The following is a 25566-nucleotide window of genomic DNA, read 5'->3' on the forward strand; positions in this document are numbered from 1 at the left end:
ACTAAGCTTTTTGCATTAATTCTTTTAAAATATCGCCATCTGGAAATTCTTTTTTTTCTATACAAGAAGATGATAAAACAAGTCTAACTACTTCTTCTTTATAAATAAATTTATAATCATCTATAAGTTTCAAAGCTTTTTCCGTAAAGATTTGAGCATCTTCTAAGCTTTTACCCGGAAAAACAATTAAATAAGAACTTTCATCTAAAATCCAAATTTCAGCTAAATTTTTACATAAATCTTTGAGGATTTTTTTAAACTTCCCGCTAATAGTTTTAAAACTATCAATGCCATAAGCATTAATAACATGTTCTATATTATTGATTTTAAAGAAAGATAAAGCATAATTAACCGCATAAAGCTTATAATTTTCATCAAGTTTTTTAAGCTCTTGAGCAAGACTCCATTGTTCTCTTTGCTCATCATCGCTTGTAGCTTGAATTTGAGTTTTAATTTGAGCTATTTGCTCGTTTGCATACAAAAGCTTATCTTTTAATGTATCAAAATTAATCTGCACATTACCATTTTCATCTTTAGTTAAAGCATTGATAAATTTTACATCTTCTTGGCTATTATCATAAAGCTTTGAAACCATTTCATTTAGGCTTTCTAAATGCTGATTGAAAAAAGAAAGATTTTTTTGTATATAGTATTTATCTATTGCTTCTTTTTTTTGTAGCATCAAACAATATTCATGTGCAAATTCTTTTCTAGCAATCAATCTAGGATTTTCTTTTAATTTTTGCTTAAATTGCTCTACTTCTTTACTCTCACCAAATAAAGGTTCCAAAGAAGCTAGTAAAAGTTCAGCTTGTTTTTCATAAGAACGTTCTTTTAGCATAGTGATAAGTTTTTCTATTAAAGCATGAAAATCCAAAAAAGCTCGGATATTAAATTCTTCTAATTTTTTTAAGAGTTCTCCATCTTCATAAGATTTTTTAAGTTCTTTCCATTTAGCTCTTAAAAGATATATGGTTTCTAAATCCATAGCTTGGGATAATCTGTGTTGAGTAATTTGAGCAAGCTCTTTGATTTTTTTATCTTTACTAATACTAAGTTGTTGAATGATTAAGCCAAGCAAAGCATAAACATCTTCATATTTTCTACTTACCTGTCTATTAAGCCTAGAGACTAAAAACATCAAAAACTCATCAATAGTTCGAATACTTTTTCCTTTTAATTCTTGCTTGTAAGAATCATCTAAAAGATTGGTGTATTTTTCTATTCTGGCTTTATTTGAACTCATCACTCCTGCTTTTTTAGCACACTCTTCAAACACCTCGCTATAATTTTCAGGAGTTGGATATAATTTACGCTCTTTTAGTTTTATCAATGTTTCTTTTGCAATTTCATTGATATGACTTGCCATTTTATTTATAACCCCTAATAGCTATAATAGAAACAAATTCATCAAAAGCTTCACTTGATGCATTTTTAATCGCTTCAAATCTTGCTTGATCACTGATGATAGAGTTTGGATTAATATCAAAATTATAACTTCCTTTAGTATTTACAATTTCTTCCTTGCCATTTTTATAACGCAACACAAACTCCAAATAAAGCTCTGCTTTATAATTAATCACATAACCATTTTTATCATAAACCATAGGATGAAATTCTAATTTTTTCATCGTAACTATAATAGAACTATCTGCATTATACTCATCTGTGATTTTTCTACCAAGCTTATTAAGCATGGCTTCTCTTAGAATGTCTGTTATGTAAACACTGTTTTCAGGATCTTGTTTGCTAATATTGATTTTTAAAAATACATTTTCACCCAAAACCCTACTTGCCATCTGCGAAGAGGGAATATATCCACAAGCTATGATGAAAAAAGCAAAAAACAACACTAGATATTTTTTCATTTAATCACCAAATTTACTAATTTCTTGTCAATATAAATTTCTTTTACTATAGTTTTTCCTTCTAGCCATTTTGCGACATTTTCTTTAGCTAAAGCTAAAATCTCATCTTCTTTAGCTTCTGAATTTATTTCAATCTGTGCTCTTTTTTTACCATTAACACTAATAGCTATATTAAAGCTATCCTTTACAAAAACCTCATCTTTTATTTTTAATACTTTAAAATTATCACATTTAAATAAATGCTCACTAAGTTCAAAACAAACATGAGGGATAATAGGCTCTAAGATATTTAAAATAATATAAAAAGCTTCTTTTGTAACTTCTTTATGATTGATAGCATTTAAGGCATTTAAAGCCTCCATACATGCAGCTATTAAGGTATTAAAGGCAAAACTTTCTTCATAAACTTCAAAAGATTTTTTCAAAGCTTCATATACTTTTAATCTAGCATATTTTTCTTCTTTATTTAAACTTTGATGATCAATTTCTTGTAATTTTCCACATTCTAAACTCATAGCCTTTTCATAAAGCCTATTGATAAATTTAAACGCACCTTCTAGCGCACTATCGTTCCATTCAAGTTCTTTAGCAGGTGGTGCAGCAAACAATATAAACAATCTTGCACTATCTGCTCCATATTTTTCTATAATATAATCAGGATCAACTACATTGCCCTTAGACTTACTCATCTTGGCACCATCTTTAGTGACCATTCCTTGGGTTAAAAGTCTATTAAAAGGCTCATCATCTTTTAAATAACCCAAGTCCCTAAGTGCTTTTTGGAAAAATCTAGCATAGAGTAAATGTAATATCGCATGTTCAATACCACCAATATATTCATCAACATTCATCCAATAATTGACACTTTTTTCATCTATCGCTTTTTCTTGCCATGTTTTATCATCGCTTGCAAAACGCGCAAAATACCAAGAACTTTCAAAGAAAGTATCTAAAGTATCGCTTTCTTTTTGCGCTTTTTTGCCACATTTTGGGCAAATACACTCTTTCCATGCTTCATGCTTATCAAGTGGATTTCCTTCTCCATTTATCACCACATCTTCAGGCAAGGTAATAGGTAAATTTTCTATTTTTTGAGGAACTATGCCACAAGAATCACACTTAATCATTGGTATAGGAGCTCCCCAATATCTTTGTCTAGAAACACCCCAATCACGAATTTTAAAATTAGTAACTCTTTTACCAATACCTAGTGATTCAATTTTTAAACTAATTTTTTCTCTAGCATCATTGCATTCTAGTTGTTCAAATTCGCCACTATTAGTTAAAATGCCTTCTTTTAAAGTGTAGCATTGTGCGTCATTTTCATCTTTATAAATTACTTTTTTTATAGCCAAATTATAAGTTTTTGCAAACTCATAATCTCTTTCATCGTGAGCAGGCACGCTCATAACAGCCCCACTACCATAATCACTTAAAACAAAATTAGCTACCCATAAAGGAATTTTTTCTTTACTTAGTGGATGGATTGTATAAAGATTTAAAAAATATCCTTCTTTTGGTGCGGCTTGTCTTTGGCGCGGTGTTTGATTTTGTATATTTTGAATTTTAGCTATAACATCTTGATCTAGTAATTTTTTATCAATTAATTCATTTACTATTTCATGATCAGGTGCTAAAGCAATGTAAGATACTCCATAAATAGTCTCAACTCTTGTGGTAAAAACATTGATTTTTTTTGCACTGATTTTATCATTTTCTTCTATATCAAAATCAAAACTAAGCCCTGTGCTTTTGCCTATCCAATTTTCTTGCATAGTTAAAACTTGACTTGGCCATTTTCCTTCTAATTTTTTAAGATCTTGTAATAATTCATCTGCATAAGCAGTAATTTTTACATAATATCCTGGCATTTTTTTTCTAATGACTTCATGCCCACAACGCCAACATTTGCCATCTTCAACTTGCTCATTTGCTAAAACTGTTTTATCATTCTCACACCAATTAACTTCAGCTTCTTTAGTATAAACAAGCCCTTTCTCATACATTTTGATGAAAAATTCTTGCTCAAATTTAGTATATAAAGGATCAGAAGTAGCAAGCATTCTTTTTTTAGAAAAAGAAAAACCCAAAGAAGCAAGTTCATTTTGCATATAATCAATATTTTCATAAGTCCATTTTTTAGGGTGGATACCATGTTTAATCGCAGCATTTTCAGCAGGCATACCAAAACTATCAAAACCTATAGGATGTAAGACGTTAAAACCTTTTTTTCTATAATACCTAGCCATAGCATCGCCTATGCTATAGTTTCTCACATGTCCCATATGAATTCTACCACTTGGGTATGGAAACATAGATAAAATGTATTTTTTTGGTAAAGAAAAATCATCTTTTGGTTCAAAATATTCTTTTTCTTGCCAATTTTTTTGCCATTTTTTTTCTATTTTACCTGCTTCATATGCCATTTTCACTCCTAATTTTCTTCTTGATTTTTTACTGAATCAACTATAACTAAAATCATTGAAAAGATATTAGCTATCAAAGCACCAATTGCTAAAGTATAAACCATAACATTAGCTTCTGGATTAATTTGTATTAAAGCAAAAGCTGGAATTAAATGCAAATCAGCCACCAAAGAACTAGCAAATAATTCAGCTGCTAAGAAATTTCTAACTCCAATTTTCAATAAAGTAGAAATTAAATTCACACAAGCTGCAATAAATAATGCAACTTCATTTTGATCATATAAAAATCCTGCGGTTGTAGTTAAGCTCATTAGAGCAAAAAAGATATAAATAACCTTACCCCAATTCATTTTTACACCGTTCCTTTTTCATACATTGCTCTTAATTTTTCTTTTTCTTGTTTTTTCTTTACTTTTTCTAATTCTTTTTGGCGATACTGTGCAACGCTGAATTTAAACCATAAAAGTGCTGGACTTGCTACAAATATAGAACTCGCAGTACCTGCTACAATACCCACTATCATAGTTAGAGCAAAACCTTCTATCATAGATCCACCAAAGAAATAAAGCACTACAACAGTAATTAAAGTTAATCCCGTTGTTAAAGTAGTTCTTGATAAAGTAGCTGAAACTGATTCATTAATAATTAAATCAAGTTTTGAATTTTTACTTGTTTTAACACCTTCTCTAATCCTATCAAAAATAATAATCGTATCATTTAAAGAATATCCAAGCACGGTTAAAACAGCCGCCAAAATATCTAAATTTACATCTATTTCAAATAACGCAATAGCACCTAAAGTAATGACTATATCATGAATTTCGCACACAATAGAAGCCATAGCAAAACGCCATTCAAATCTTACTGCCAAATAAATCAAAATAGCAATCAAAGAAATTCCAACCGCCATAAGACCTTTATTGCGCAGTTCATCTCCTACTTTTGGACCTACTACATCCACGCGGCGCACTTCAAATTTACCTGTATCTTTTAATAAATTTGCAATACTTACTCCAATATCACTTCCTAAACTATCGCTACTTCCTGAAAAACGAATAATCACTTCATTAGCACTACCAAATTCAGTAACACTAGCACCTTTTAAATTTTCATTGATAGCTAAAGCTTTGCGAATTTCAGCCAAAGGAGCTTTTTGCTCGTATTGAAGTTGCACTAAAGTTCCACCGGTAAAATCAATACCAAAATTCAAACCCTTAGTAAAAAGGATAAAAATAGAACCAAAAAATAAAATAAAAGACAAAGAGATGGCTGCAAATCTCATTCTCATAAAATCATAAACATGTTTTTGACTAAAAAATTGCATTAAGGTCTCCTATATCCAAACCATAATCTTGTGTTATTGCTTTTTTCCATACGGTTCATAAACATTTCAAACATACCATGAGTTCCAACAATAGAAGTAATCATCGAAACTAAAATCCCAATACTCAAAGTCACCGCAAAACCTTTTACCGCACCTGTTCCATAAGCATAAAGCACTACTGAAGTAATAAGTGAAGTAATATTAGAATCTAAAATCGCACTCATTGCATGCTTATAACCATTTTCAACACTTTGCCTTATGCCAGCACCTTCTCGCAATAATTCTCTAATTCTTTCATTAATAATAACATTAGAATCTACTGCCATACCCACAGTCAGTACAAGTCCTGCCATACCAGGCAAAGTTAAGGTTGCTCCAAACATAGCCATTACAGCAATAATCACTAAAATATTTGCTACCAAAGCAATATTAGCAAAAATTCCTGCTATACCATAATACATCACCATAAATGCAATAACTAATATAGAAGCACCTGCTAGAGCTATCATACTCATTTTAATACTATCAGCACCCAAAGATGGTCCAACGCTTCTTTTTTCAAGCATTTTAACCGGTGCTAAAAGTGCCCCACTTCTTAAAGCAATGGCCACATCATGAGCTTCTTCTACAGTAAAGCTACCACTAATTTGGCCACTACCCCCGCCTATTCTTTCATTAATTCTTGGAGCTGAATATACTTTATTATCCAAAACTATAGCTAAGCGTTTGCCTACATTATTTCCTGTGTAGTCTCCAAATTTTTTCGCACCTTCTGAATTTAAAGTAAAATTAATCACAGGAAGATTATTACTTTGCGCAAAACCTACTTTTGCATCTGTTAGCATAGAACCATCAAGAATAGGTATAGATTTTACTAGATATTTAATTTGAGGGTTTTTTGCATCTTCAAAAATCAAGTCTCCATATTCAGCAGCTTGAGCTGGGGTAAGATTATTTACCTGATCCATTCTAACATCATCTACTTCCATTAATTGTAAATGCGCAGCTTTTGCGATAAGCTCTCTAGCTCTAGCCTCATCTGCAGCAGTTTTAATACCCGGAAGCTCGACTAAAATTTTATCCTCACCTGATCTTGCTACATTTGGTTCTGCAAGGCCAAATTGATCAAGTCTGTTTCTAATGGTTTCTACAGCTTGTAAAATAGCTTGTTCATGAGTTAATTTAATTTCTTCTTGGGTTAAAGAAAGTGTGTAGTGTAAATTTTCATGTGTAATAGCCAAGCCTTTAATGTCTTTTAATAACAAATCAACCTTAGCTACATCATTTTCATCTAATAAACTAAATTCAATACTAGTATCATTTACTTTGATTTTATCAACAATAATATCTTCTTTATTGATAGAATAACTAAGAGAAGAGGCTATAGATTTAACCTTTGATTTAACCGCCTCTTCTACTTCTACACCTAATAACATATGCAAACCACCTTGCAAATCAAGTCCTAGGTTGATCTTAGCACCACTTTGGGTTTGCATAAAAGAAGGTATGGAAAAAATTAATCCTATAAGAAAAACTACAAAGAAAATGATACTTCTATAAGTAATTTTTCCACTACGCATCAATTTTCTTTGCTATGAAATCTCTAGAAATTTTTACAACTACATTTTCATCATTAAGCTTAACTTTGATAAAATCCTCTTCTGGTTTTACCACCTCGCAAATTATCCCACCATTTGTGATGATTTTATCTCCTTTTTCTAAAGATAAAACCATTAATTTGTGGTCTTTTGCTTGTTTTTGCTGTGGTCTGATAACCAAAAAATAAAAAATCGCAAAAAGCACAATGAGAGGCAACAATGAAGTCCAAATATTTCCGTTTTCTGCCATTTCTTCCCCTTTTTTTAAAGTTCATAAATTCTAATTCTACCACTTTTAAAATAATAAAAGCCTTTTTTTCTGCACTTTTATTGTCAAATTTTATTTATTTTTCTTTTTTTGAAAATTTACTTTTTGAATTTATTTCACCATTTTTAAGTATATATGGTTTGATTTTATTGCTAAGAAATAAAAGTAAAATAGGATATTTTTATACCGGATTTTTTGTAGGAATTTTATGGTTTTGGTGGATAGCTTTATCATCAATTTATTTTGATTTAGCTTATTTAATTCCTTTAGAAATTATCTTAATCGGATTAATTTATGGATTATTATTTTTAGTATGTTTTTTTCTTAAATATGATTTTTTAAGGCTTTGTGGAATTTTTTTACTTAGTTTTGTTCATCCTTTTGGATTTGATTGGCTAAATTGGGGTGTTTTAAGTGTATATGGAATCTTTGATGCAAGTTATCAAGGCATTATAGCTATGTTTTTGATTGCTTATTTTTATTATGAAAAATACATTTCAAGATATTATAAAATAGCAATCATTTTAATCCTTATTCTAATCGGAGCTCAATATAATCAAAAACAACCACAAACACTAAATTTAGACTATAAATTAATTCAAACTAATATCTCCCAAGATCAAAAATTCATACAAGAAAATTTACAAACTCATTCTAAAGATATATTTTATCAAATCAATCAGGCCATAAAAGAAGGCAAAGAAGCAATTATTTTTCCTGAAACAGCTTTTGCCTTTGCTTTAAATAAAGCTCCAAGTTATTTACAAGCTTTAAAAGATTTATCAAAACAAATCATCATCATCACAGGTGCTATAAGTACCACACCTAATCATCTATACAATAGCACTTATGTATTTGACAATGGCAACATACAAGTTTTTAACAAACACTATCTTGTACCTTTTGGAGAAGAAATTCCTATATTTAAAAACTTTTTTAAAAAATATCTTTTAAATATTGATGAATTTTCAAAAGGAAAGGAATTAAATCAATACACTCTAAATAATCAACTCATCACTAATGCTATCTGCTTTGAAGCTACAAAAGAAAAACTTTATAAACACTCAAAAATCATCATCGCTATTTCAAACAATGCTTGGTTTAATTTTTCAAGTGAGTATAAATTACAAAATTTTCTAATGCGTTTTTATGCAAACAATTATAATGTAAGCATATATCATGCAGTTAATGGAAAAGAAAATGCTGTAATTAAGTCAAAAGAGATATTGATTTTAAAGATAAAAGAAAAACTTTTAAAGCAAAATGAAGCTTAAAAGCTTCATTTTGCTTTAAATTCATCAAGAGCGTCCAATTTTTCCCAAGGATAATCAGCCTGACCTACTTGACCACGAGCAGCTACATCAGCATACATGAAAGTATCTTTACTTGGTTTATCAAGATTGAATTTATTTTTAATCCAATTTGGAGTTAATGGGAAAGTTTTCATCACAAAATCACTTAAAATATCATCATTTAATCTTGTGTTTGTTCCCATACAATCCACACTAACAGAAGTTGGTTTAGCTACACCTATAGCATAAGAAAGCTGCACTATGCATTTTTTAGCAAGACCTGCGGCTACGATATTTTTAGCAAGCCATCTTGCTGCATAAAGCCCACTTCTATCAACCTTAGTATAATCTTTAGAAGATTGCGCTCCTCCGCCTATTGGAGCATAGCCACCAAAGCTATCTACTATAAGTTTTCTTCCTGTTAAACCACTATCATGCAACGAGCTGTGATTTACATATTTTCCCGTTGGGTTGATTAAAATTCTTGTTTTTTCTGGGCAAAAAAGCTCTTTTGGTAAATTTGAATCTAAAATCAAATCCATCACCAAAGCTCTTAGATCTTCTATTTTCATACTTTCAACACAAGGAGCTGAAACTACAATAGTATGGATGCTTTGAGGTTTACAATTTTCAAAATTTTCTTTATTTACATAATCAATTGTCACTTGAGTTTTAATATCCACTCCAAGTTTATCAGGATTGTTTTTTGCAAACTCATATACTTTATCACAAAGCATTCTAGCATAAGAAATAGCTGCTGGCATATATTCTTTTGCTTCATTACTTGCAAAACCAAACATTATCCCTTGATCACCCGCTCCAATTTCTCCATCTTCTTGATCAACACCTTGATTGATATCAGGACTTTGTTCATTTAAAAATACCATTACATCTAAATCATCAGGATGTAAACATTGTTTTTTGCTAAAATGTGGATGCCCATCATAACCAATATCTGCTAGAGCTTTTTTTACAATATTTTCATAATCTTGTTTTTCTAGTTTATGTTTTGATTTAATTTCACCACCAATTACTACTTTATTTCCTGCTACAAAAACCTCACTAGCAACCCTTGAATCTTTATCGTGAGTTAAAAAAGCATCCACTATAGAATCAGCTATAATATCAGCACATTTATCAGGATGTCCTGCACTAACAACTTCAGAAGTAAATAAATACATATTTTTAATATTCCTTATCATAAAAAATTCTAGCCTTATTTTAACACAAGCTAGCTTAAAAATCAAAAAGCTTATTTAAGCTTTACTTTGTTAGAATAAATTAAAAATTTATCACTACAAAAAAGGTAAAAAATGAGTTTATTCTCTTGTGCAATCAAACGCTATAAAGATGGAAATCTTATTTTACAAATTTGCATAGGTATTGTTTTAGGAATTTTAATAGGTGTACTTTCTAAAGATTTAGCCATTTTTGCAAATATTTTTGGTACTTTATTTACAGGAGCTTTAAAAGCTATAGCACCGATTTTAGTTTTTATTTTAATTTTAACAACCATTTGCACAAAAGAATTTAATCATGGAAGTGAAAAAATAAAACATATCATTTTCTTATATATATTTGGAACTTTTTTAGCTTCTTTAAGCGCGGTTAGTATAAGCTTTGTCTTTCCCGTAGAATTAGTATTAACCGATATTGAAAAAGCTTCTACTACAAGCCCTGCACATATAGGCGAAGTATTTAAAACCTTACTTTTTCAAATCGTAGATAATCCTATCCACGCTTTATCTTCAGGAAATTATTTAAGTATATTAGCTTGGGCTATAGGTGGGGGTTTTGCTCTAAGGCATTGTTCAAATGACGCAAAACAACTTTTTACTGATATCAACGAAGGTGTATTAAAAATTGTTAAATTTATAGTCAAGCTTGCTCCTTTTGGAATTTTTGGACTTGTAGCAAATTCAGTTGCTCAAACAGGAGCAGCAGGACTTTTAAGTTATGTTAAATTATTAATCATTTTAGTTTTAACCATGTTTTTTGTAGCCTTTGTGATTAATGCTTTAATTGTTTTTGCTTATACGAAGAAAAATCCTTATCCTTTGATTTTTATTTGCTTAAAACATAGTGCTGTTTTTGCATTTTTTACAAGAAGTTCTGCAGCAAACATCCCTGTAAATATGGCACTTTGCTCTAAATTAAATATCAATAATAATTTATATAGTATTTCTATTCCACTAGGCGCTACGATTAATATGGCAGGAGCAGCTGTAACCATTGCTATATTAAGTCTTGCAGCAGCTCACACAGTAGGCATTGAAATAAATTTTTTACAAGCTATGCTTTTGAGTGTTTTAGCCGCATTTGCAGCTTGTGGAGCTAGCGGGGTTGCTGGAGGTTCACTCTTACTTATACCACTTGCTTGTTCTTTATTTAATATTGATTATGACATAGCTATGCAAGTAGTTGCGGTTGGTTTTATCATAGGGGTTATTCAAGATAGCGTTGAAACAGCTTTAAATAGTTCAACAGATGTTTTATTTAGTGCCATTTGTTCAGATAATGAGCTTAATTTAAAAATTTAAGGAGGACTTATGAGGCATTTAATTACTACAAAAGATTTTAGCAATGATGAAATCTTGGCTTTATTTAAAGAAGCAAAAGAATTTTTAGATGAAAAACCGCGTACATTTTTAGAAGGAAAAAGTGTCACAACAATTTTCTTTGAAAATTCAACACGCACTCAATCAAGCTTTGAAACAGCTGCAAGAAGACTGGGTGCTAAAGTTTTAAAATTAGATGTTTCAAGAAGTAGCTCAAGTAAAGGTGAAACACTTTTTGATACTGCTGCGAATTTAGATGCAATGGCACCAAGTGCTATTGTAGTTAGACACAAAAACTCAGGTGTGCCTCATACTTTAGCAAATTATACTCATTGTCCTATAGTTAATGGAGGCGATGGCAAACATGCTCATCCTACCCAAGCCTTACTTGATCTTTTTACTATAATGGAACATTTTGATTATAATGTAAAAGGTAAAAAAATAGCCATAGTAGGAGATATTAAAAACTCACGCGTTGCTGCTTCAAATTTAGAATTATTGCCTCGTTTTGGTATTGATATCGCCCTAGTAGCCCCACCTCATTTTATGCCTAATTATCCTATTAAAAAAACAAATAAATTAAAAGAAATCATTGATGATGTAGATATTATCATGAGTCTTAGAACACAAACTGAAAGACACAATATTCCAACCTATGCATCGCTTAAAGATTATGCAAATGATTTTTGCATTAGCAAAGACTTAATAAAAGATAAAAATCTCATTATCCTACATCCTGGTCCTGTACATAGAAATATCGATATTAGCGATGAAGTAATGGCTGATAAAAGATGTAAGGTTTTAACTCAAGTTAAAAATGGTGTTGCCATTAGAATGGCTGTATTAAAAAAACTCATTTTAGAAAGCTAAAATCATGCAAAATTGGAACTTAAGTACATTATTTAAAGATGAGCAAGAATTAAATCTTTTTTTACAAAAAACCCAAGATGAAGCTTGTGAATTTAAAAAACAATATGAAAATAATCTTCATAGTTTAAGCAATGAGCAATTCTTACAGGCTTTAAAAAATTATGAAGAATTAATCTTAAAACTTTCTCACATACTAACCTATGTGTATTTAAATTTTGCTCAAAATACCACAAAAGGTGCTTTTTATGCAAAATATGAAAATTTAAGTAAAAAAATAGAAGAAAATCTTTTATTTTTTGAACTTGAATTTTGCGAATTAAAAGAAGAAAAAAGCAAAACTTTCATCACATTTTGCAAAGATTATGAGTTTTATTTAAACAATCTTATCAAACACAAAAAACACAATCTTTCTAAAAAAGAAGAAAGAATTATCCTGGCTCTATCAAGTACAGGCTCAGATGCATTTGCAAGATTATTTGATGAAACCTTTAGTGCTTTAAAATTTAATTTTGAAGGGCAAAAATTAAGCGAAGAAGAAATTCTAAGCAAGCTTTATGATAAAGATAGAAGCATTAGAAAAAAAGCTTCAAAATGCTTTAGTAAAACCTTAAAAAAACAAAACAAACTTTTAGTATATATTTTCAATATGATTAAAAGCGAACTTGCTAGTATTTGTGAGTTAAGATCTTATGAAAGTCCAGAAACCCCAAGACATATAAGAAATCAAATTTCTAAAAAAAGTGTTGATGCACTTATTAGTGCTAGTGAGAATAGTTTTGATGTTGTTTCTAAATTTTACAACGCAAAGAAAAAAATTCTAGGATATAAAAAGCTAAAAGATTATGATCGATATGCGCCTATTGGAAAGGAAATGCAAGTTGATTTTGATCAGGGAAAGGATATAGTTTTAAAAGCCTTTGAAAAATTTTCTAAAGATTTTTACACCATAGCAAAAGAAGCTTTTGAGAATAATTGGATTGATGTCTATCCTAAAGAATTTAAACAAAGCGGTGCTTTTTCTCACTCAAGTACACCACTAAGCCATCCTTTCATACTTTTAAACTATACCAACCAAAGACGTGATCTTTTCACCCTAGCACATGAGCTAGGTCACACTATACATCAAAAACTTTCTTATAAAGTAAGTTTTTTAAATCAAGATACACCACTAACTACAGCAGAAACTGCTTCAGTGTTTGCAGAAATGTTGATTTTTGATTATATTAAAGAAAATTTAGACAAAGAAGAGCTTTTATCTTTATATGCAGCAAAAATAGAAGATATTTTTGCTACTCTTTATAGACAGATTAATTTTACTACTTTTGAACGCAGATTTCATGCTAAAAAAGAAGAGTTAAGCGCTCAAGAACTAAGTGAAATTTGGCTTGAAGAATCAAGAAAAATGTTTCAAGATAGCGTAGTTTTAACCAAAAATTATGGCCTTTGGTATTCTTATATACCGCATTTTATACACTCTCCATTTTACTGCTATGCTTATGCTTATGCACAACTTTTAGTTTTAGCACTTTATGGTCTATATAAAAGTGGTAAATGTCCTGATTTTACTTCAATTTATATTGAGTTTTTAAGTAGCGGGGGAAGTAAAAGTCCAAAAGAACTTGTAGCTATGTTTGGCTTTGATATAGAAAGTGATGAGTTTTGGAATATAGGCTTAGAGCAAGTTAGAATACTAGTAGATGAATTTTTAAGGCTAAGCAATGATTGATAAAATTTTAAATAATAAAAATTTTATAAGTTTAATGCAAAAAAGCATTTATGAATGTTTGCAAATTTTAACTCAAGAGAATATTGAGTTTAATATCATTGTAAATACTAAATTTGTTACACTCGAACCTCCTTTGCCACCAGAATTAGATGTAGTGAGTAAAAATCCTTATTGTCTTTTTGCTCTTGGTGGCTATACTTTTAAATCCATAGTTTTAACAAATGAACATATAGAATTTCATGCAGGTTTTGGACCTGATGATTTTGCAACCTTTGTGAAAGTGGATTTAGGGGCAATTACTCAAATTCAAGTTGAAGATAATATCATTTTTGTTAATTTTTCAAACTATTTCAAAAAGCAAAATGATCAAAAATTAAAAGAAAAATCCATGAATGCTTTTTTAAATAATCCCAACAATAAAGATTTATTTAAAAAATGAGTTTTTTTGAAGGTTTAAATGATAGCCAAAAAGAAGCTATCATGCATATTGATGGAGCTATGCTGATACTAGCAGGTGCAGGTAGCGGAAAGACTAAAACCATTACCACTAGACTTGCTTATTTGATTGATCATGTAGGCATTCCTGCGCAAAATACCCTCACACTAACCTTTACAAATAAAGCTGCTAATGTAATGAAAACAAGAGCCTTAGCACTTTTACAAGATCAAAATTTACACAATCCCCTTTTATGTACTTTTCATAAATTTGGCTTATTATTTTTAAGACTTTATAGCGAAAGAATTAATAGAGCAAATAATTTTGTCATTATTGATACAGATGATAAAAAGAAAATACTAAAAGATTTAGCTAGCGAAAATTTGCAAAGCTCTTTAGCAAGCATAGGTGCTTATATTTCAAATTTTAAAAATCAAAGTAAAAGCGCTCAAGAAATACGCAAAGAATTAGAATTTTTAAAAGATGAAAAAAACAAAAATTACGAAGAAATCATTCATTTATATGAACAATATGAGCATTTTTTAATCCAAAATAATTTTATGGATTTTGATGATTTACTCATGCTAACTAATAAAATTTTAGAAGATGAACAATTTGCAAAAGAGCAAAGTCAAAAATATACTTATATAACAGTAGATGAGTATCAAGATACCAATGCCTTGCAATATCAAATTCTAAAAAAACTTTGCACGTCTCATGAAAATATTTGCGTGGTGGGCGATGATGATCAAAGTATTTATGGTTGGCGTGGGGCTAAAATAGAAAATATCTTAAATTTCAAAGAGCAATTTAATAATGTAAAATTAGTCAAACTAGAGCAAAACTACCGCTCAACTAGCGCTATTTTACAAGCTGCAAATGAGCTTATAGAGCATAATAGAAAAAGACTAGGAAAAACTTTAATTTGCACCAAAGATGAAGGTGAAGAAATCACAATTTTACAAAATGATGATGAGAAAATTGAAAGCTTTAAGGTTGCAAGAGAAGTTTCAAAACTTTTAAACTCAGGGATTAATCCTAGTGAAATAGCCATACTTTATAGAGTAAATGCCCTATCTCGCGCTCTTGAAGAAGCTTTTAGTAAAGAAAAAATTCCTTTTAAATTGCTAAGTGGAATTCGTTTTTATGAAAGAGCTGAAATTAAAGATATTATTTCTTATTTAAGATTGCTTTCAAATTTAAATGATGATTATTCTTTTAAACGTATTATCAACCGTCCTAAAAGAAATTTTGGTAATGCAAGTTTAGAAAAGCTAGAAAATTATGCTAAAGAAAATCATTTGTCTTTATTTGAAAGCCTATGTGCTTTGCAAGGAAGTGGATTTTTTAGCAAAAAAACAGACAAAGAATTAGAAAAATTCATACTAAGCATACACAAAATCAAAGAAAAAGATGATTTACTTGCAATGATTTTAGCCTTAGAAGAAGAATTTAAAATCAAAGAATTTTATAAAGATAACCCAGAAGGTGAAGATAAACTTTTAAACATAGATGAACTTTATGCTAACTTAAAAGATAAAATCACTCATGGAAATTATAATGGCTTAGATGATATTTTAAATGAAATTTCTTTACTTAATGAGCAAGATGGACTTGATAAAGAAAGTATTTGTATTATGAGTATTCATGCAAGCAAAGGACTTGAGTTTGATTATGTTTTTATCATAGGCTTAGAAGAAGGATTTTTTCCACTCACTAGCGAATCCAGCAATATAGAAGAAGAAAGAAGACTTGCTTATGTAGCAATCACTAGAGCCAAGAAAAAACTTTATCTAAGCTATGCTAATTCTAGATTTTATAAAGGAAGTCGCACAAGATTAGAAAAAAGTAGATTTTTTGGCGAGAGCAATGTAATCAAAAAAGAATTAACACTAGATCATCAAAAAAATTGCTATAAAAAAGGCGATTTAATCAAACATAAAATTTTTGGCATAGGTAGAGTCACTGAGGTAAATAAAATAGGAGCTGAAGAAAAACTCACGATTAATTTTGGAGGCATAGAAAGAATGATAATGTCAAGTTTTGTGGAAAAAGTGATATGAATAAACTTTTTGTAGCTTACAAACCAAGTGGAATGAGTTCTAATGCTTTTTTAGGTAAACTCAAGAAAAAATATAAAAACAAAAAAGCAGGTTTTTCAGGAACACTTGATCCTTTTGCAAAAGGTGTTTTACTCATAGCCTTTGATCAATACACAAAACTTTTTCGCTTTTTTGATAAAAATCCAAAAGTTTATAAAGCAACACTTTGGCTAGGCGTGCATTCACTAAGCCTTGATAATCAAAATATCAAAGAAATCAATCTTATAAATGCTTTTGAAGAGAAAGTTTTAGAACAAATTAAAAATGAACTTTTAGGTAAAATCACCTACACCCCACCCGCATTTTGTGCAAAAAAAATAGATGGAGTGCGCTCTTATGAGCTTGCAAAAAGAGGTTTTGAAGTCAATTTAAAACCTTGCGTTATGGAAATTTTTTATACTAAAATTTTACACTATAACCACCCCTTTTTAACCATAGAAATAGCAGTTAGTGAGGGTTCTTATATACGCTCTTATTGTGAATTATTTGCTAGAAAACTTGGTATTAAAGCCACGCTAAGCTCATTAGAGCGTTTAATTGAAGGAAGGTTTTTTTATGAAAATGAAAAAGAGTTAAATCCTTTAGCTTATTTAAATCTTAGAAAAAATACGATAAAATACCCCCAAAAATTACACAATGGACAAAAAATATTTTTGGACGATTTGGAAATTCAAGAAGAAGGTAGCTATATTTTAGAAGAAAAAGATTTTTTTTCTATCATTTCTATCCAAGATAATCAAGTGCAATATTATTTAAATAAGGTATTAAAATGTTAATTTTATCAAGAAAAGAAAATGAAAGTATAAAAATCGGAGATGATATAGAAATCAAAGTAGTTCAAACAGGCAAAGGCTATGCCAAAATAGGCATCGAAGCTCCAAAGTCTTTAATGATACTACGCAAAGAGCTTATCGAGCAAGTAAAAAGTGAAAATTTACATGCAATTAGTGATGAAACGATAAAACTTGATGATCTGAGTAAAAAGCTTAAAAAATGAAAGCTTACGCAAAAGCTAATATTTTTTTAAAAATCATAGGAATTGACTCAAGAACTTATCATTTATTACAATCACGCTTTATTTTACTAAAAGATATTTTTGATGAATTAAGCTTTAGTGATGAAAAAACAAAAGAAGGATTTGAAATCACTGGAAATTTTACCCAAGATACCATCATACACAAAGCTTATAAAGAATTAGAAAATTTAGGATTTTCTAATGAATTAAATGAATTTTTTAAAGACAAAAGCTTAAAGCTTATCAAAAACATTCCCATAAGCGGAGGCCTTGGTGGAAGTAGCACCGATGCGGTTACATTTTTGCTTATGATCAACGAAGCTTTAAATTTAAAACTTAACCAACAACAACTTAAACAAATCTGCCAGAAACTTGGCTCTGATTTAATCTTTTTTTTAAGTGGATATGATAGTGCAAATGTTAGCGGGTGTGGCGAGATTGTAGAATATTTTGAAGATGATTTTACTCAACTTGATTTTACTTTTCCTGCTATTGAATGCTCAAGTGCAAAAGTATATAAAGCATTTGATGAAAGCTCATATGATTTAACAGCAAATTTAAATTTGTCCAAAACACTTAAAACACTCAAAACAAGCGAAATTTTAGAGTATAAAAATACTGATTTAAATGACTTATTTGCTCCTTGTGTAAAAATTTATCCTAAAATGCAAACTTTTCTTAATGAAGCTTATTTTTTAAGTGGAAGTGGAAGTGGAGTTTTTAAGGCTAAATGATGAAAAAAACTATAGTAAAAAACAAAAAAGCTTTTTTTGATTATGAAATTTTGGAAAAATTTGAAGCAGGTATTGTTTTAAAAGGCTCTGAGGTAGTAGCATTAAGAGCTAGTAGAGCAAATTTAAAAGATTCTTTTGTGCGTATTATCAAAGGTGAAATTTTCTTACTTAATGCTCATATTTCTCATCTTAGTACTACACATTCTTTTTATAAGCATGATGAAAAAGGCGCGCGAAAACTTTTAATGCATAAAAAGCAAATCGATAGGCTTTTTGGTAAAATTAGCACCCAAGGCTTTACTATAGTTCCATTAGAACTTTATTTTAATGAAAAAAATAAAGCAAAAGTCTTAATAGCCTTAGCTAAAGGAAAAAACTTACACGATAAAAGAGAAAGTTTAAAGAAAAAACAAGCAGATCTTGAGGCGAGAGCTGCTATGAAAAATCATTATTAAAAAAGGATTTTGATGAAAAAAATTGCTTATTTATTTTTTACATTTGCTTTTGCATTTTTAATAAATGCTTGCTCAAGTGAAGAAAAAATTGAAAATGAATTTGCGTTTGCTGAGTATAAAATGGGCGATGAAATTCTTTTAAAAAGTGTCAATGGAGGTGAAAAAACCTTAGTAAGAACACAAAATGGTTTTGTGGTAAAGGGCGAAGAGAATAAAATTTTAATGTTCGATTTTTTTGGAACCTTTTGCACACCTTGCCAAGAAGAAGCTACCCATCTAACAAGCTTGTGGCAAAAAAATACAGATAATTTTATCATCATGGGGCTTAGTCATTTTGAAAATGTAAGCGATCAAACTGTAAAAGATTTTGCTATTAAATATGGAGCGTATTATTTTTTAAGCAATTCTAAAGAAAATGATAGAATTGTCGCACAAGCTTTAAAAGATATCAACTATCAAAGTATGGAACAACTTCCTTTTAAAGTGGTTTTAAAAGATGGTATTTATCAAGATTTAACAGACTTTTGGAATAAAGACTCAAAAAATTATGTGAAATATTATCTTGGGAAAGTTTCTACTGAGATTATGCAAGAAGATATTAATAGGATATTAAATGGGTCTAAAAAGTGAAATTTTAGAGCAACAAAAACTAGCAGAACCTAAAATGTTTAAGGTTTTGCTTTTAAATGATGATGTTACCACTATGGATTTTGTAATTGAAATTTTAATGAATATTTTTCATCATGATTTTGAAAAGGCAAGTGCAATTATGCTTGAAATTCATCATCAAGGAAGTGGAGTTTGTGGTATATACACAGAAGAAATTGCACTTAGCAAAAAACAGCAAGTTGACTTGGCAGCAAAAAACAATGATTTTCCACTCCAAACAAGGATAGAAGAACAATGAAATATAAAGAATTAATTGACTCATTTATACCAAATGCAAGACATTTAAGCTTTATCAATCATCATGAATTTATCACTTGCGAGCATTTGCTTTTTGCTTTAGTTAAGCTTAGTAATGATTTTAAAAATCTACTTGAAGAAATCGGAGATGGTGATTTACAAGGCTTTGAAAATGAGTTAAAAAACTACTTAGCTAAAAATAACGAAATTCTAAAAAAAGAAATAGAACCTATTTTTTCTGTAATCTTGGAAAATATATTACACAAGTTAAATGCAAAAAATCAAACAAGTGTGATTGATTTTATCATCGCACTTTGCAAAGAAGAAAAAGCTTATTCTTATAATATTTTAAAAAAACACCTAATAGAAGAAGAAAAAATAAAAGAATTGTTGCAAAATGCTGAATTTGAAAATTTAAAAACCCATACCATAGAGCTAGTTGAGCTTGCAAAAAAAGGTAAAATAGATCCTGTTATAGGTAGGAAATTTGAACTTGAAAGAATGATGCAAATTCTAAGCCGTCGCAAGAAAAATAATCCTATTTTAGTTGGCGAGCCAGGTGTTGGTAAAAGCGCCATTATAGATGGACTAGCGCTAGCTATAGCTGAAGAAAAAGTGCCAAAACATTTAAAAAACTCAAAAATTTATAGTCTTGATATGGCAAGCTTGCTTTCAGGGACAAAATACAGAGGTGATTTTGAAAAAAGATTAAAAGATATCATTAAAGAATTAGAAAATATCCCTAATGCTATTTTATTTATAGATGAAATTCACACCATAGTAGGAACTGGCGCAAGTAATGAAAGTCATGCAGATATGTCAAATTTATTAAAACCTGCACTAAGTAATGGTAACATTAAATGCATAGGTGCAACTACTTTTATAGAATATAAAAACACCTTTGATAAAAACAAAGCCCTAAGTAGAAGATTTGCAAAAATTGATATAGATGAACCAAGCGAAGAAGAATGTTTTTTAATCTTACAAGGCTTAAAAAGCAAATATGAAAATTTTCACAAAATCAAAATCAGTGATGAAATTTTACAAACAAGTATAAAATTAGCAAAACAATTTTTACATGATAAATTTTTACCCGATAGTGCAATTGATTTAATCGATGAGCTTGGTGCAAGCTTTGCTTTAGAAGATAAAAAAAGTAAAAAAATAGTAAAAATAAAAGATTTAGAAAATACTTTAGCAAGAATGACGCATTCTCATAAAATTTATGAAAGCGATCAAGGTAAAATTCTTAAGAACTTAGAGCATGATTTAAAACAAAACATCTTTGGGCAAGATGAAGCTATTAAAGCTTTATGCTCTACCTTAAAACAAAGCTATGCAGGATTAAAAGGTAAAAACACCCCAAAAGGTGTGTTTTTATTTACCGGTTCAAGCGGGGTTGGTAAAACCGAACTTGCGAAAAATTTAGCACAAATTTTAAACCTTAACCTTGAAAGATTTGACATGAGTGAATACTCACAAAAACATGATGTGAGCAAACTCATAGGAACTTCAGCAGGTTATGTGGGCTATGAAGATGGTGGCTTGCTTAGTAATAGTATTAGAAAAAATCCTTTTAGCGTAGTTTTATTTGATGAGATAGAAAAGGCTCATCCTGATTTAACTAATACTTTTTTGCAAATTTTTGATAATGCAAGCTTGACGGATAATAGTGGATTAAAAGCTGATTTTAAAAATACTATTATCATTATGACCTCCAATTTAGGCTTAAAAGAAAGTAATGAGCTTGGTTTTTTAAGCAGCGATAAAGAAAAAAGTAATAAAGCCATAAAAGATTTTTTTGCGCCTGAGTTTATCAACCGTATAGATAAAATCATTCATTTTAATGACTTAAATCAAGAAATTTTAGAACAAATCGTCCAAAAAGAGCTAGATTTAATGGCGAAAAATTTAAATAATATCACCATAGAAGCTGATAAAAAAGTAAAAGAATTTCTTGCTAAAAAAACCAATAATAAAGAATTTGGGGTAAGATTATTAAAACGCATTATTGCTGAAGAATTAGGAGAGAGATTAAGCGATGAGATTTTATTTGGAAAATTAAAAAATAGTGGTAAATTAAAACTCAAACTTTCCAAAAATGAAAAAATCGAATTTGTATTCTAAACTTTTAAAAAGCCCTGATGATGCGCCTGTTTTTATTAGCGAAAAGCTAGAAGTAGACTTTATACCTCATGCTTATCGTCTAGGGCTTTTTCCATGGACTAGTAATCCTGTTACTTGGTGGTGTCCTTCTCCCAGAATGGTGCTTTTACCTGATGAAGTACGCATACAAAAAAGCATAAAAAAAGCTTTAAAAACTTATGAAATAAGACTTGATTTTGATTTTAACTCTCTTATAAGCCATTGCGCAAAAAGAAAAAAAACTTGGATAAGTCAAGAATTTATACAAGTTTATACAAAGCTTTTTGAGCAAAATTTAGCTCATAGTGTTGAAGTTTATGAAAATGATGTTTTAATCGGTGGTTTATATGGACTTATCATAGGCAAAATATTTTTTGGCGAAAGCATGATAAGCCTTAAAAAAGATGCTTCAAAAGTAGCTCTAATAAGACTTTGTGAGCTTTTAAAACCATATGATTTTTTAATAGATTGTCAAGTGCCTAATGAGCATTTAAAATTTATGGGCGCTAAAGAAATGACAAAAAAAGATTTTTTAAAAACACTAGAAAAAAAAGTTTCACTTGAAAGTGGCTTTAAAAATTTCAAAAATTTACTATAAAAAGATATACTTATAGATAAACAAAATTGCATAAATATTTTGGAATGATTTTTGCTTTTAGTCTATAAAAGCTTTATTTTAAGGAAAAATTATGATAAGCCCTTTTAAATCAAAAGAACTTATTGTTGATGCTTTAGCAGGAAGAAACCTAAGAAGTCAAATGATTAATTCTAACCTTGCAAATGTTGATACTCCTTTTTATAAAGCAAGAGATATAGAATTTGAAACTGCTTTAGTTAATAGAGCAAATGAAATTTTTAAAAAGAAAGATACTAAAGAGCTTGAATTAGCAAGTACAAATGCAAATCATCAAAAACCTTGGAAATTTCCAAATCCTAATAAATCAACCATTTATTTAAGAGATGGACATTTAGCAAGAAATGACGCAAATACAGTAGATCTTGATGTAGAAACTACTGAAATGAGTAAAAATACTATGATGATTACTGCTTTAGATGGTGTTTTAAGAAGACAAAGTAATATTTTTTCAACCATCATAGAAACAAGCTCTAAATTAGGCTAGGAGAAAAACAATGGCTTATTTAAGTGATTTTGATATTAGCGGATACGGACTTAGTGCTCAACGCTTTAGAATGAATGTAATTAGCTCAAATATAGCTAATGCAAACACTACCAGAACAGCAGAAGGCGGACCGTATAGAAGAAGAGAAGTGATTTTTAAAGCGACTGATTTTAATGAATTGCTAAATAAACAAATCGCTAAAGATAATAATTTTTTAGAATATGAAAATCCTTTAAACGACCCAGCTTCGCAAAAAGATGCAAAACCTGCTATAATGAGCGTAGTAGTTGATAAGGTTGTAAGAGATGATAAAGATTTTCGTATGAAATTTGATCCATCTCATCCAGATGCAAATGAACAAGGCTATGTTGCTTTTCCAAATATAAACCCTGTCATTGAAATGGCCGATTTAATAGAAGCAACAAGAGCTTACCAAGCAAATGTAAGCGCTTTTACAAGCACTAAAACTATAGCACAAAGTGCGATAGATTTACTAAGAGGTTAATAAATGAACACTATTAATGGTATAAATCAATTTAACAATGTTAACAATAAAAATAATAACAACACAAATAACATAGGTGATGAATTTTCAAGCTTATTAAAAAATTCTATTAACAACCTTAATAAAACTCAAGAAACAGCTGAAGCTGCTATGGTAGACATCGCAACAGGTGAAGTAAAAGACTTACACCAAGCAGCAATTGCTATTAGCAAAGCTGAATCAAGTATGAAATTTATGCTTGAAGTTAGAAATAAGGCTATAAACGCATATAAAGAAATTTCAAGAACTCAAATTTAATATATGCTTTCAAACACCATTAGAAATAGAGTTTCAAAGGTAGCTTTTGCTTTTTGTATGGCTCTGTTTTTTATGGCCTTGTTTTTACTTTCTACTTTTTTTCTAACCTCAAAACGCCATATACCAAATACCCAAAAAGAACAATATTTTTCCGCTCTTAGAGGTAATATCATCACAAGTGATAATTTTACAGTAACTTCAAGTAGGCAAATTTATAGAGCAGAGATTGATCTAAGAAGTTTAAATCCTGATAAAAAAGAATTATTCTTAACGCTTTTTCAAATTTATAGCGGTGCAAGCGATGAGCAAATGCAAGATATCAAAAAAAGAATGCTTGCAAAAAAAAGAAGAAGTTATAATTTTATTTTACTCCAAGATATTAACTCAAAAGACGCAAGCTATTTAAAAGAATTAGCTAAAAAGCTTTATACTCAAGGTTTTTTTAAGTCTTTTACAAATAACAACGGCAGAGTTGAAACAAGAGGACTTGATATCATAGAACACAAAGAAGATCGCGTGTATATGCCAAAAGACTCACTTACTCCTATCATAGGCTACACAAGAACTTATATGGATGAAAAAAGCGAAATTTTTAAAAATGTCGGCATAAAAGGTTTAGAAAAATACTACAATGAATGCTTAAGCCCTTTACAAAATGCAAAAATCCAAGGTTTAAGAGATATAGGTGGCAATATTATCTTAAATTTACACTCTTATGAAAAGCGTAAAATAGATGGATGTAATTTATACTTAAATATTTCACTAAAACTTCAAAAAGGCTTAGAAAAGGCTATTGATAAAAGAAATGAAGATCTAAAAGCCAATGAAATTATAGTTGCAATTATGGAAAGTAAAAGTGGAAAAATTTTAGCCCTTGCTAGCTCAAGAAGATATGATCCGCAAAATCGTGGAAAAGATCTATCTGTGCTTAATGCAAGTGCGATAGAATATGGCTATGAAGCAGGTTCTGTTATAAAGCCTTTTATATTTACCACTGCTTTAATGCTTGATAAAATCAAAGTCAACGAAATCATCAACACCCAAGGTGGTCAATACAAGCTTGGTCGTTTTACTATACGTGATGATCATAGAAAAGATAAAATGAGCATGGAAGAAGTTATCACCTACTCTTCAAATGTCGGTATGATTAAAATCGCCCAAAGATTAAGCAATCTTGAAATCATCTCAGGGCTTAGAATTTTTCGTTTTGGAGAAAGAAGTGGTATTGATCTTCCTTATGAACAAAAAGGAGAAATACCAAATCCAAAAAGATTAAGAGAAGTAGAAAAATCTGTATTAAGCTATGGTTATGGCTTAAAAACAACTTTTATGCAACTTCTAGCTGCTTATAATGTATTTAACAATGATGGAATTTATATCACACCGCAAATTGCAAATAAATTTTATCAAGATGGGCGTTTAATAAAACTTGATGATGAAGTTAAAAAAGAAAAAATTCTCTCAAGTAAAGCTGCCAAAGAAATGCAACAAATTTTAATCAATGTTATAGAAAAAGGAACAGGTAAAAAAGCACAAACTCAAGGCATTATCATAGGTGGTAAAACAGGTACAGCTAGGATTGCTGAGAGAAAAGGCTATACTTCAAATCGCTACAATGCTTCATTTTTTGGCTTTGCAAATGATGAGAAAAACAATTACACCATAGGGGTTTTGGTGAGAAATCCTACTAAAGCTTATAGCTATTATGCTGCACAAAGTGCTTTACCTATGTTTAAAGATACAGTAAATCTTATGATAAAAGAAAGTTATTTAAAGCCTGTTACAAACAACTAATTTCCCTCCCCAGAGCTTGCTTAACACACATTAAGCTTAAAAGCATTAAAGCAATAAACTAAAGCTTTAAGCTTAATGTCTTTAGAGTTTACTTAATAAGGAGTTTTAATATTATCTTGCAACTAT

General features: G+C 29.8%; 26 protein-coding genes. 18 read left to right on the forward strand and 8 right to left on the reverse strand.

Annotated features, from left to right (window positions below; genetic code table 11):
• Window position 1: 1 nt before the first annotated feature.
• Genes L8T90_RS00885 through yajC form a run of 7 tightly spaced genes read right to left on the reverse strand, consistent with a single transcriptional unit; the run spans window position 2 to window position 7466 of the window.
• The gene (locus tag L8T90_RS00885) at window positions 2-1369 is read right to left on the reverse strand and encodes a hypothetical protein (RefSeq protein ID WP_263736448.1); all 1368 of its coding nucleotides are present in this window, start codon (window positions 1367-1369) and stop codon (window positions 2-4) included.
• A gap of 1 nt (window position 1370) precedes the next feature.
• Complete coding sequence (gene lptE / locus L8T90_RS00890) at window positions 1371-1868, reverse strand: LPS assembly lipoprotein LptE (RefSeq protein WP_039668573.1); 498 nt, start codon at window positions 1866-1868, stop codon at window positions 1371-1373.
• Window positions 1865-4294, reverse strand: a complete 2430-nt coding sequence (leuS, locus tag L8T90_RS00895; RefSeq protein WP_263736449.1) for a leucine--tRNA ligase — start codon at window positions 4292-4294, stop codon at window positions 1865-1867. The genes lptE and leuS overlap by 4 nt, the downstream gene beginning before the upstream one ends.
• 8 nt (window positions 4295-4302) lie before the next feature.
• A complete protein-coding gene (locus L8T90_RS00900) occupies window positions 4303-4644 on the reverse strand; it encodes a DUF6394 family protein (protein ID WP_039618681.1) in 342 nt (113 codons plus the stop codon).
• Window positions 4645-4646: 2 nt separating this feature from the next.
• Window positions 4647-5618 carry a protein translocase subunit SecF gene (gene secF / locus L8T90_RS00905; RefSeq protein WP_039618682.1) on the reverse strand — a complete coding sequence of 324 codons (972 nt, stop codon included), beginning with the start codon at window positions 5616-5618 and terminating at the stop codon, window positions 4647-4649.
• Window positions 5618-7198, reverse strand: coding sequence for a protein translocase subunit SecD (gene secD / locus L8T90_RS00910; protein WP_263736450.1), 1581 nt, complete (start codon window positions 7196-7198; stop codon window positions 5618-5620). Before secD ends, secF begins: the two co-directional genes overlap by 1 nt.
• Window positions 7191-7466: a preprotein translocase subunit YajC gene (gene yajC / locus L8T90_RS00915; RefSeq protein WP_012661754.1), complete on the reverse strand. Its 276-nt coding sequence runs from the start codon at window positions 7464-7466 to the stop codon at window positions 7191-7193. Before yajC ends, secD begins: the two co-directional genes overlap by 8 nt.
• On the opposite strand from yajC, the gene L8T90_RS00920 reads away from it, so the two are divergent.
• Window positions 7436-8758: an apolipoprotein N-acyltransferase gene (locus L8T90_RS00920; protein ID WP_263736451.1), complete on the forward strand. Its 1323-nt coding sequence runs from the start codon at window positions 7436-7438 to the stop codon at window positions 8756-8758. The genes yajC and L8T90_RS00920 overlap by 31 nt on opposite strands.
• Before the next feature lie 5 nt (window positions 8759-8763).
• Here L8T90_RS00920 and metK read toward each other — a convergent pair whose 3' ends face one another.
• Complete coding sequence (metK, locus tag L8T90_RS00925) at window positions 8764-9957, reverse strand: methionine adenosyltransferase (RefSeq protein WP_263736452.1); 1194 nt, start codon at window positions 9955-9957, stop codon at window positions 8764-8766.
• A 132-nt stretch (window positions 9958-10089) separates the two neighbouring features.
• Here metK and sstT point away from each other — a divergent pair, with 132 nt between their 5' ends.
• The 17 genes from sstT to L8T90_RS01010 all read left to right on the forward strand — a co-directional run bounded on the left by sstT (window position 10090) and on the right by L8T90_RS01010 (window position 25440).
• Window positions 10090-11316, forward strand: coding sequence for a serine/threonine transporter SstT (gene sstT / locus L8T90_RS00930; RefSeq protein WP_263663098.1), 1227 nt, complete (start codon window positions 10090-10092; stop codon window positions 11314-11316).
• A 9-nt stretch (window positions 11317-11325) separates the two neighbouring features.
• Window positions 11326-12204, forward strand: coding sequence for an aspartate carbamoyltransferase catalytic subunit (locus L8T90_RS00935; RefSeq protein ID WP_263736453.1), 879 nt, complete (start codon window positions 11326-11328; stop codon window positions 12202-12204).
• Between the two features lie 4 nt (window positions 12205-12208).
• On the forward strand, window positions 12209-13930 hold the full coding sequence (locus tag L8T90_RS00940; RefSeq protein ID WP_263736454.1) for a M3 family oligoendopeptidase: 1722 nt from the start codon (window positions 12209-12211) through the stop codon (window positions 13928-13930).
• Window positions 13923-14369: a hypothetical protein gene (locus L8T90_RS00945; RefSeq protein ID WP_263724777.1), complete on the forward strand. Its 447-nt coding sequence runs from the start codon at window positions 13923-13925 to the stop codon at window positions 14367-14369. The genes L8T90_RS00940 and L8T90_RS00945 overlap by 8 nt, the downstream gene beginning before the upstream one ends.
• Entirely contained in the window at window positions 14366-16429 is a 2064-nt protein-coding gene (locus L8T90_RS00950) for an ATP-dependent helicase (protein ID WP_263736455.1), read from the forward strand. The genes L8T90_RS00945 and L8T90_RS00950 overlap by 4 nt, the downstream gene beginning before the upstream one ends.
• The gene (gene truB, locus L8T90_RS00955; protein ID WP_263736456.1) at window positions 16426-17244 is read left to right on the forward strand and encodes a tRNA pseudouridine(55) synthase TruB; all 819 of its coding nucleotides are present in this window, start codon (window positions 16426-16428) and stop codon (window positions 17242-17244) included. The genes L8T90_RS00950 and truB overlap by 4 nt, the downstream gene beginning before the upstream one ends.
• Window positions 17238-17465 (forward strand): carbon storage regulator CsrA, encoded by a 228-nt coding sequence (csrA, locus tag L8T90_RS00960; protein ID WP_012661763.1) that lies wholly within the window; start codon window positions 17238-17240, stop codon window positions 17463-17465. Before truB ends, csrA begins: the two co-directional genes overlap by 7 nt.
• Complete coding sequence (locus L8T90_RS00965) at window positions 17462-18217, forward strand: 4-(cytidine 5'-diphospho)-2-C-methyl-D-erythritol kinase (RefSeq protein ID WP_263736457.1); 756 nt, start codon at window positions 17462-17464, stop codon at window positions 18215-18217. Before csrA ends, L8T90_RS00965 begins: the two co-directional genes overlap by 4 nt.
• A complete protein-coding gene (smpB, locus tag L8T90_RS00970) occupies window positions 18217-18672 on the forward strand; it encodes an SsrA-binding protein SmpB (RefSeq protein ID WP_039668585.1) in 456 nt (151 codons plus the stop codon). Before L8T90_RS00965 ends, smpB begins: the two co-directional genes overlap by 1 nt.
• Before the next feature lie 12 nt (window positions 18673-18684).
• Complete coding sequence (locus L8T90_RS00975) at window positions 18685-19302, forward strand: thioredoxin domain-containing protein (RefSeq protein WP_263736458.1); 618 nt, start codon at window positions 18685-18687, stop codon at window positions 19300-19302.
• A complete protein-coding gene (locus L8T90_RS00980) occupies window positions 19286-19579 on the forward strand; it encodes an ATP-dependent Clp protease adaptor ClpS (protein ID WP_263706385.1) in 294 nt (97 codons plus the stop codon). The genes L8T90_RS00975 and L8T90_RS00980 overlap by 17 nt, the downstream gene beginning before the upstream one ends.
• Window positions 19576-21705 carry an AAA family ATPase gene (locus L8T90_RS00985; RefSeq protein WP_263736459.1) on the forward strand — a complete coding sequence of 710 codons (2130 nt, stop codon included), beginning with the start codon at window positions 19576-19578 and terminating at the stop codon, window positions 21703-21705. The genes L8T90_RS00980 and L8T90_RS00985 overlap by 4 nt, the downstream gene beginning before the upstream one ends.
• Window positions 21680-22321, forward strand: a complete 642-nt coding sequence (aat, locus tag L8T90_RS00990; RefSeq protein ID WP_214097513.1) for a leucyl/phenylalanyl-tRNA--protein transferase — start codon at window positions 21680-21682, stop codon at window positions 22319-22321. The genes L8T90_RS00985 and aat overlap by 26 nt, the downstream gene beginning before the upstream one ends.
• 91 nt (window positions 22322-22412) lie before the next feature.
• Window positions 22413-22844, forward strand: a complete 432-nt coding sequence (gene flgB / locus L8T90_RS00995) for a flagellar basal body rod protein FlgB (protein ID WP_263736460.1) — start codon at window positions 22413-22415, stop codon at window positions 22842-22844.
• 10 nt (window positions 22845-22854) lie between these two features.
• Window positions 22855-23349, forward strand: coding sequence for a flagellar basal body rod protein FlgC (gene flgC / locus L8T90_RS01000; RefSeq protein ID WP_039618718.1), 495 nt, complete (start codon window positions 22855-22857; stop codon window positions 23347-23349).
• A 3-nt stretch (window positions 23350-23352) separates the two neighbouring features.
• Window positions 23353-23646: a flagellar hook-basal body complex protein FliE gene (gene fliE / locus L8T90_RS01005; RefSeq protein WP_012661772.1), complete on the forward strand. Its 294-nt coding sequence runs from the start codon at window positions 23353-23355 to the stop codon at window positions 23644-23646.
• Window positions 23647-23649: 3 nt separating this feature from the next.
• Complete coding sequence (locus L8T90_RS01010; RefSeq protein WP_263736461.1) at window positions 23650-25440, forward strand: peptidoglycan D,D-transpeptidase FtsI family protein; 1791 nt, start codon at window positions 23650-23652, stop codon at window positions 25438-25440.
• Window positions 25441-25566 lie beyond the last annotated feature (126 nt).

The sequence above is a fragment of the Campylobacter sp. RKI_CA19_01121 genome (assembly GCF_025771295.1).
Lineage (GTDB): Bacteria > Campylobacterota > Campylobacteria > Campylobacterales > Campylobacteraceae > Campylobacter_D.

Bases quoted from the DNA above. Each gene is read 5' to 3' on its own strand.
- leuS (WP_263736449.1), bottom strand. From the start codon at position 4,294: ATGGCATATGAAGCAGGTAAAATAGAAAAAAAATGGCAAAAAAATTGG.
- secD (WP_263736450.1), bottom strand. From the start codon at position 7,198: ATGCGTAGTGGAAAAATTACTTATAGAAGTATCATTTTCTTTGTAGTT.
- secF (WP_039618682.1), bottom strand. From the start codon at position 5,618: ATGCAATTTTTTAGTCAAAAACATGTTTATGATTTTATGAGAATGAGA.
- flgC (WP_039618718.1), top strand. From the start codon at position 22,855: ATGGCTTATTTAAGTGATTTTGATATTAGCGGATACGGACTTAGTGCT.
- L8T90_RS01010 (WP_263736461.1), top strand. From the start codon at position 23,650: ATGCTTTCAAACACCATTAGAAATAGAGTTTCAAAGGTAGCTTTTGCT.
- L8T90_RS00885 (WP_263736448.1), bottom strand. From the start codon at position 1,369: ATGGCAAGTCATATCAATGAAATTGCAAAAGAAACATTGATAAAACTA.
- metK (WP_263736452.1), bottom strand. From the start codon at position 9,957: ATGTATTTATTTACTTCTGAAGTTGTTAGTGCAGGACATCCTGATAAA.
- fliE (WP_012661772.1), top strand. From the start codon at position 23,353: ATGAACACTATTAATGGTATAAATCAATTTAACAATGTTAACAATAAA.
- L8T90_RS00920 (WP_263736451.1), top strand. From the start codon at position 7,436: ATGAAGTCCAAATATTTCCGTTTTCTGCCATTTCTTCCCCTTTTTTTA.
- L8T90_RS00950 (WP_263736455.1), top strand. From the start codon at position 14,366: ATGAGTTTTTTTGAAGGTTTAAATGATAGCCAAAAAGAAGCTATCATG.
- L8T90_RS00900 (WP_039618681.1), bottom strand. From the start codon at position 4,644: ATGAATTGGGGTAAGGTTATTTATATCTTTTTTGCTCTAATGAGCTTA.
- truB (WP_263736456.1), top strand. From the start codon at position 16,426: ATGAATAAACTTTTTGTAGCTTACAAACCAAGTGGAATGAGTTCTAAT.
- L8T90_RS00980 (WP_263706385.1), top strand. From the start codon at position 19,286: ATGGGTCTAAAAAGTGAAATTTTAGAGCAACAAAAACTAGCAGAACCT.
- aat (WP_214097513.1), top strand. From the start codon at position 21,680: ATGAAAAAATCGAATTTGTATTCTAAACTTTTAAAAAGCCCTGATGAT.
- L8T90_RS00940 (WP_263736454.1), top strand. From the start codon at position 12,209: ATGCAAAATTGGAACTTAAGTACATTATTTAAAGATGAGCAAGAATTA.
- sstT (WP_263663098.1), top strand. From the start codon at position 10,090: ATGAGTTTATTCTCTTGTGCAATCAAACGCTATAAAGATGGAAATCTT.
- L8T90_RS00975 (WP_263736458.1), top strand. From the start codon at position 18,685: ATGAAAAAAATTGCTTATTTATTTTTTACATTTGCTTTTGCATTTTTA.
- smpB (WP_039668585.1), top strand. From the start codon at position 18,217: ATGAAAAAAACTATAGTAAAAAACAAAAAAGCTTTTTTTGATTATGAA.
- L8T90_RS00965 (WP_263736457.1), top strand. From the start codon at position 17,462: ATGAAAGCTTACGCAAAAGCTAATATTTTTTTAAAAATCATAGGAATT.
- lptE (WP_039668573.1), bottom strand. From the start codon at position 1,868: ATGAAAAAATATCTAGTGTTGTTTTTTGCTTTTTTCATCATAGCTTGT.
- L8T90_RS00935 (WP_263736453.1), top strand. From the start codon at position 11,326: ATGAGGCATTTAATTACTACAAAAGATTTTAGCAATGATGAAATCTTG.
- yajC (WP_012661754.1), bottom strand. From the start codon at position 7,466: ATGGCAGAAAACGGAAATATTTGGACTTCATTGTTGCCTCTCATTGTG.
- flgB (WP_263736460.1), top strand. From the start codon at position 22,413: ATGATAAGCCCTTTTAAATCAAAAGAACTTATTGTTGATGCTTTAGCA.
- L8T90_RS00945 (WP_263724777.1), top strand. From the start codon at position 13,923: ATGATTGATAAAATTTTAAATAATAAAAATTTTATAAGTTTAATGCAA.
- csrA (WP_012661763.1), top strand. From the start codon at position 17,238: ATGTTAATTTTATCAAGAAAAGAAAATGAAAGTATAAAAATCGGAGAT.
- L8T90_RS00985 (WP_263736459.1), top strand. From the start codon at position 19,576: ATGAAATATAAAGAATTAATTGACTCATTTATACCAAATGCAAGACAT.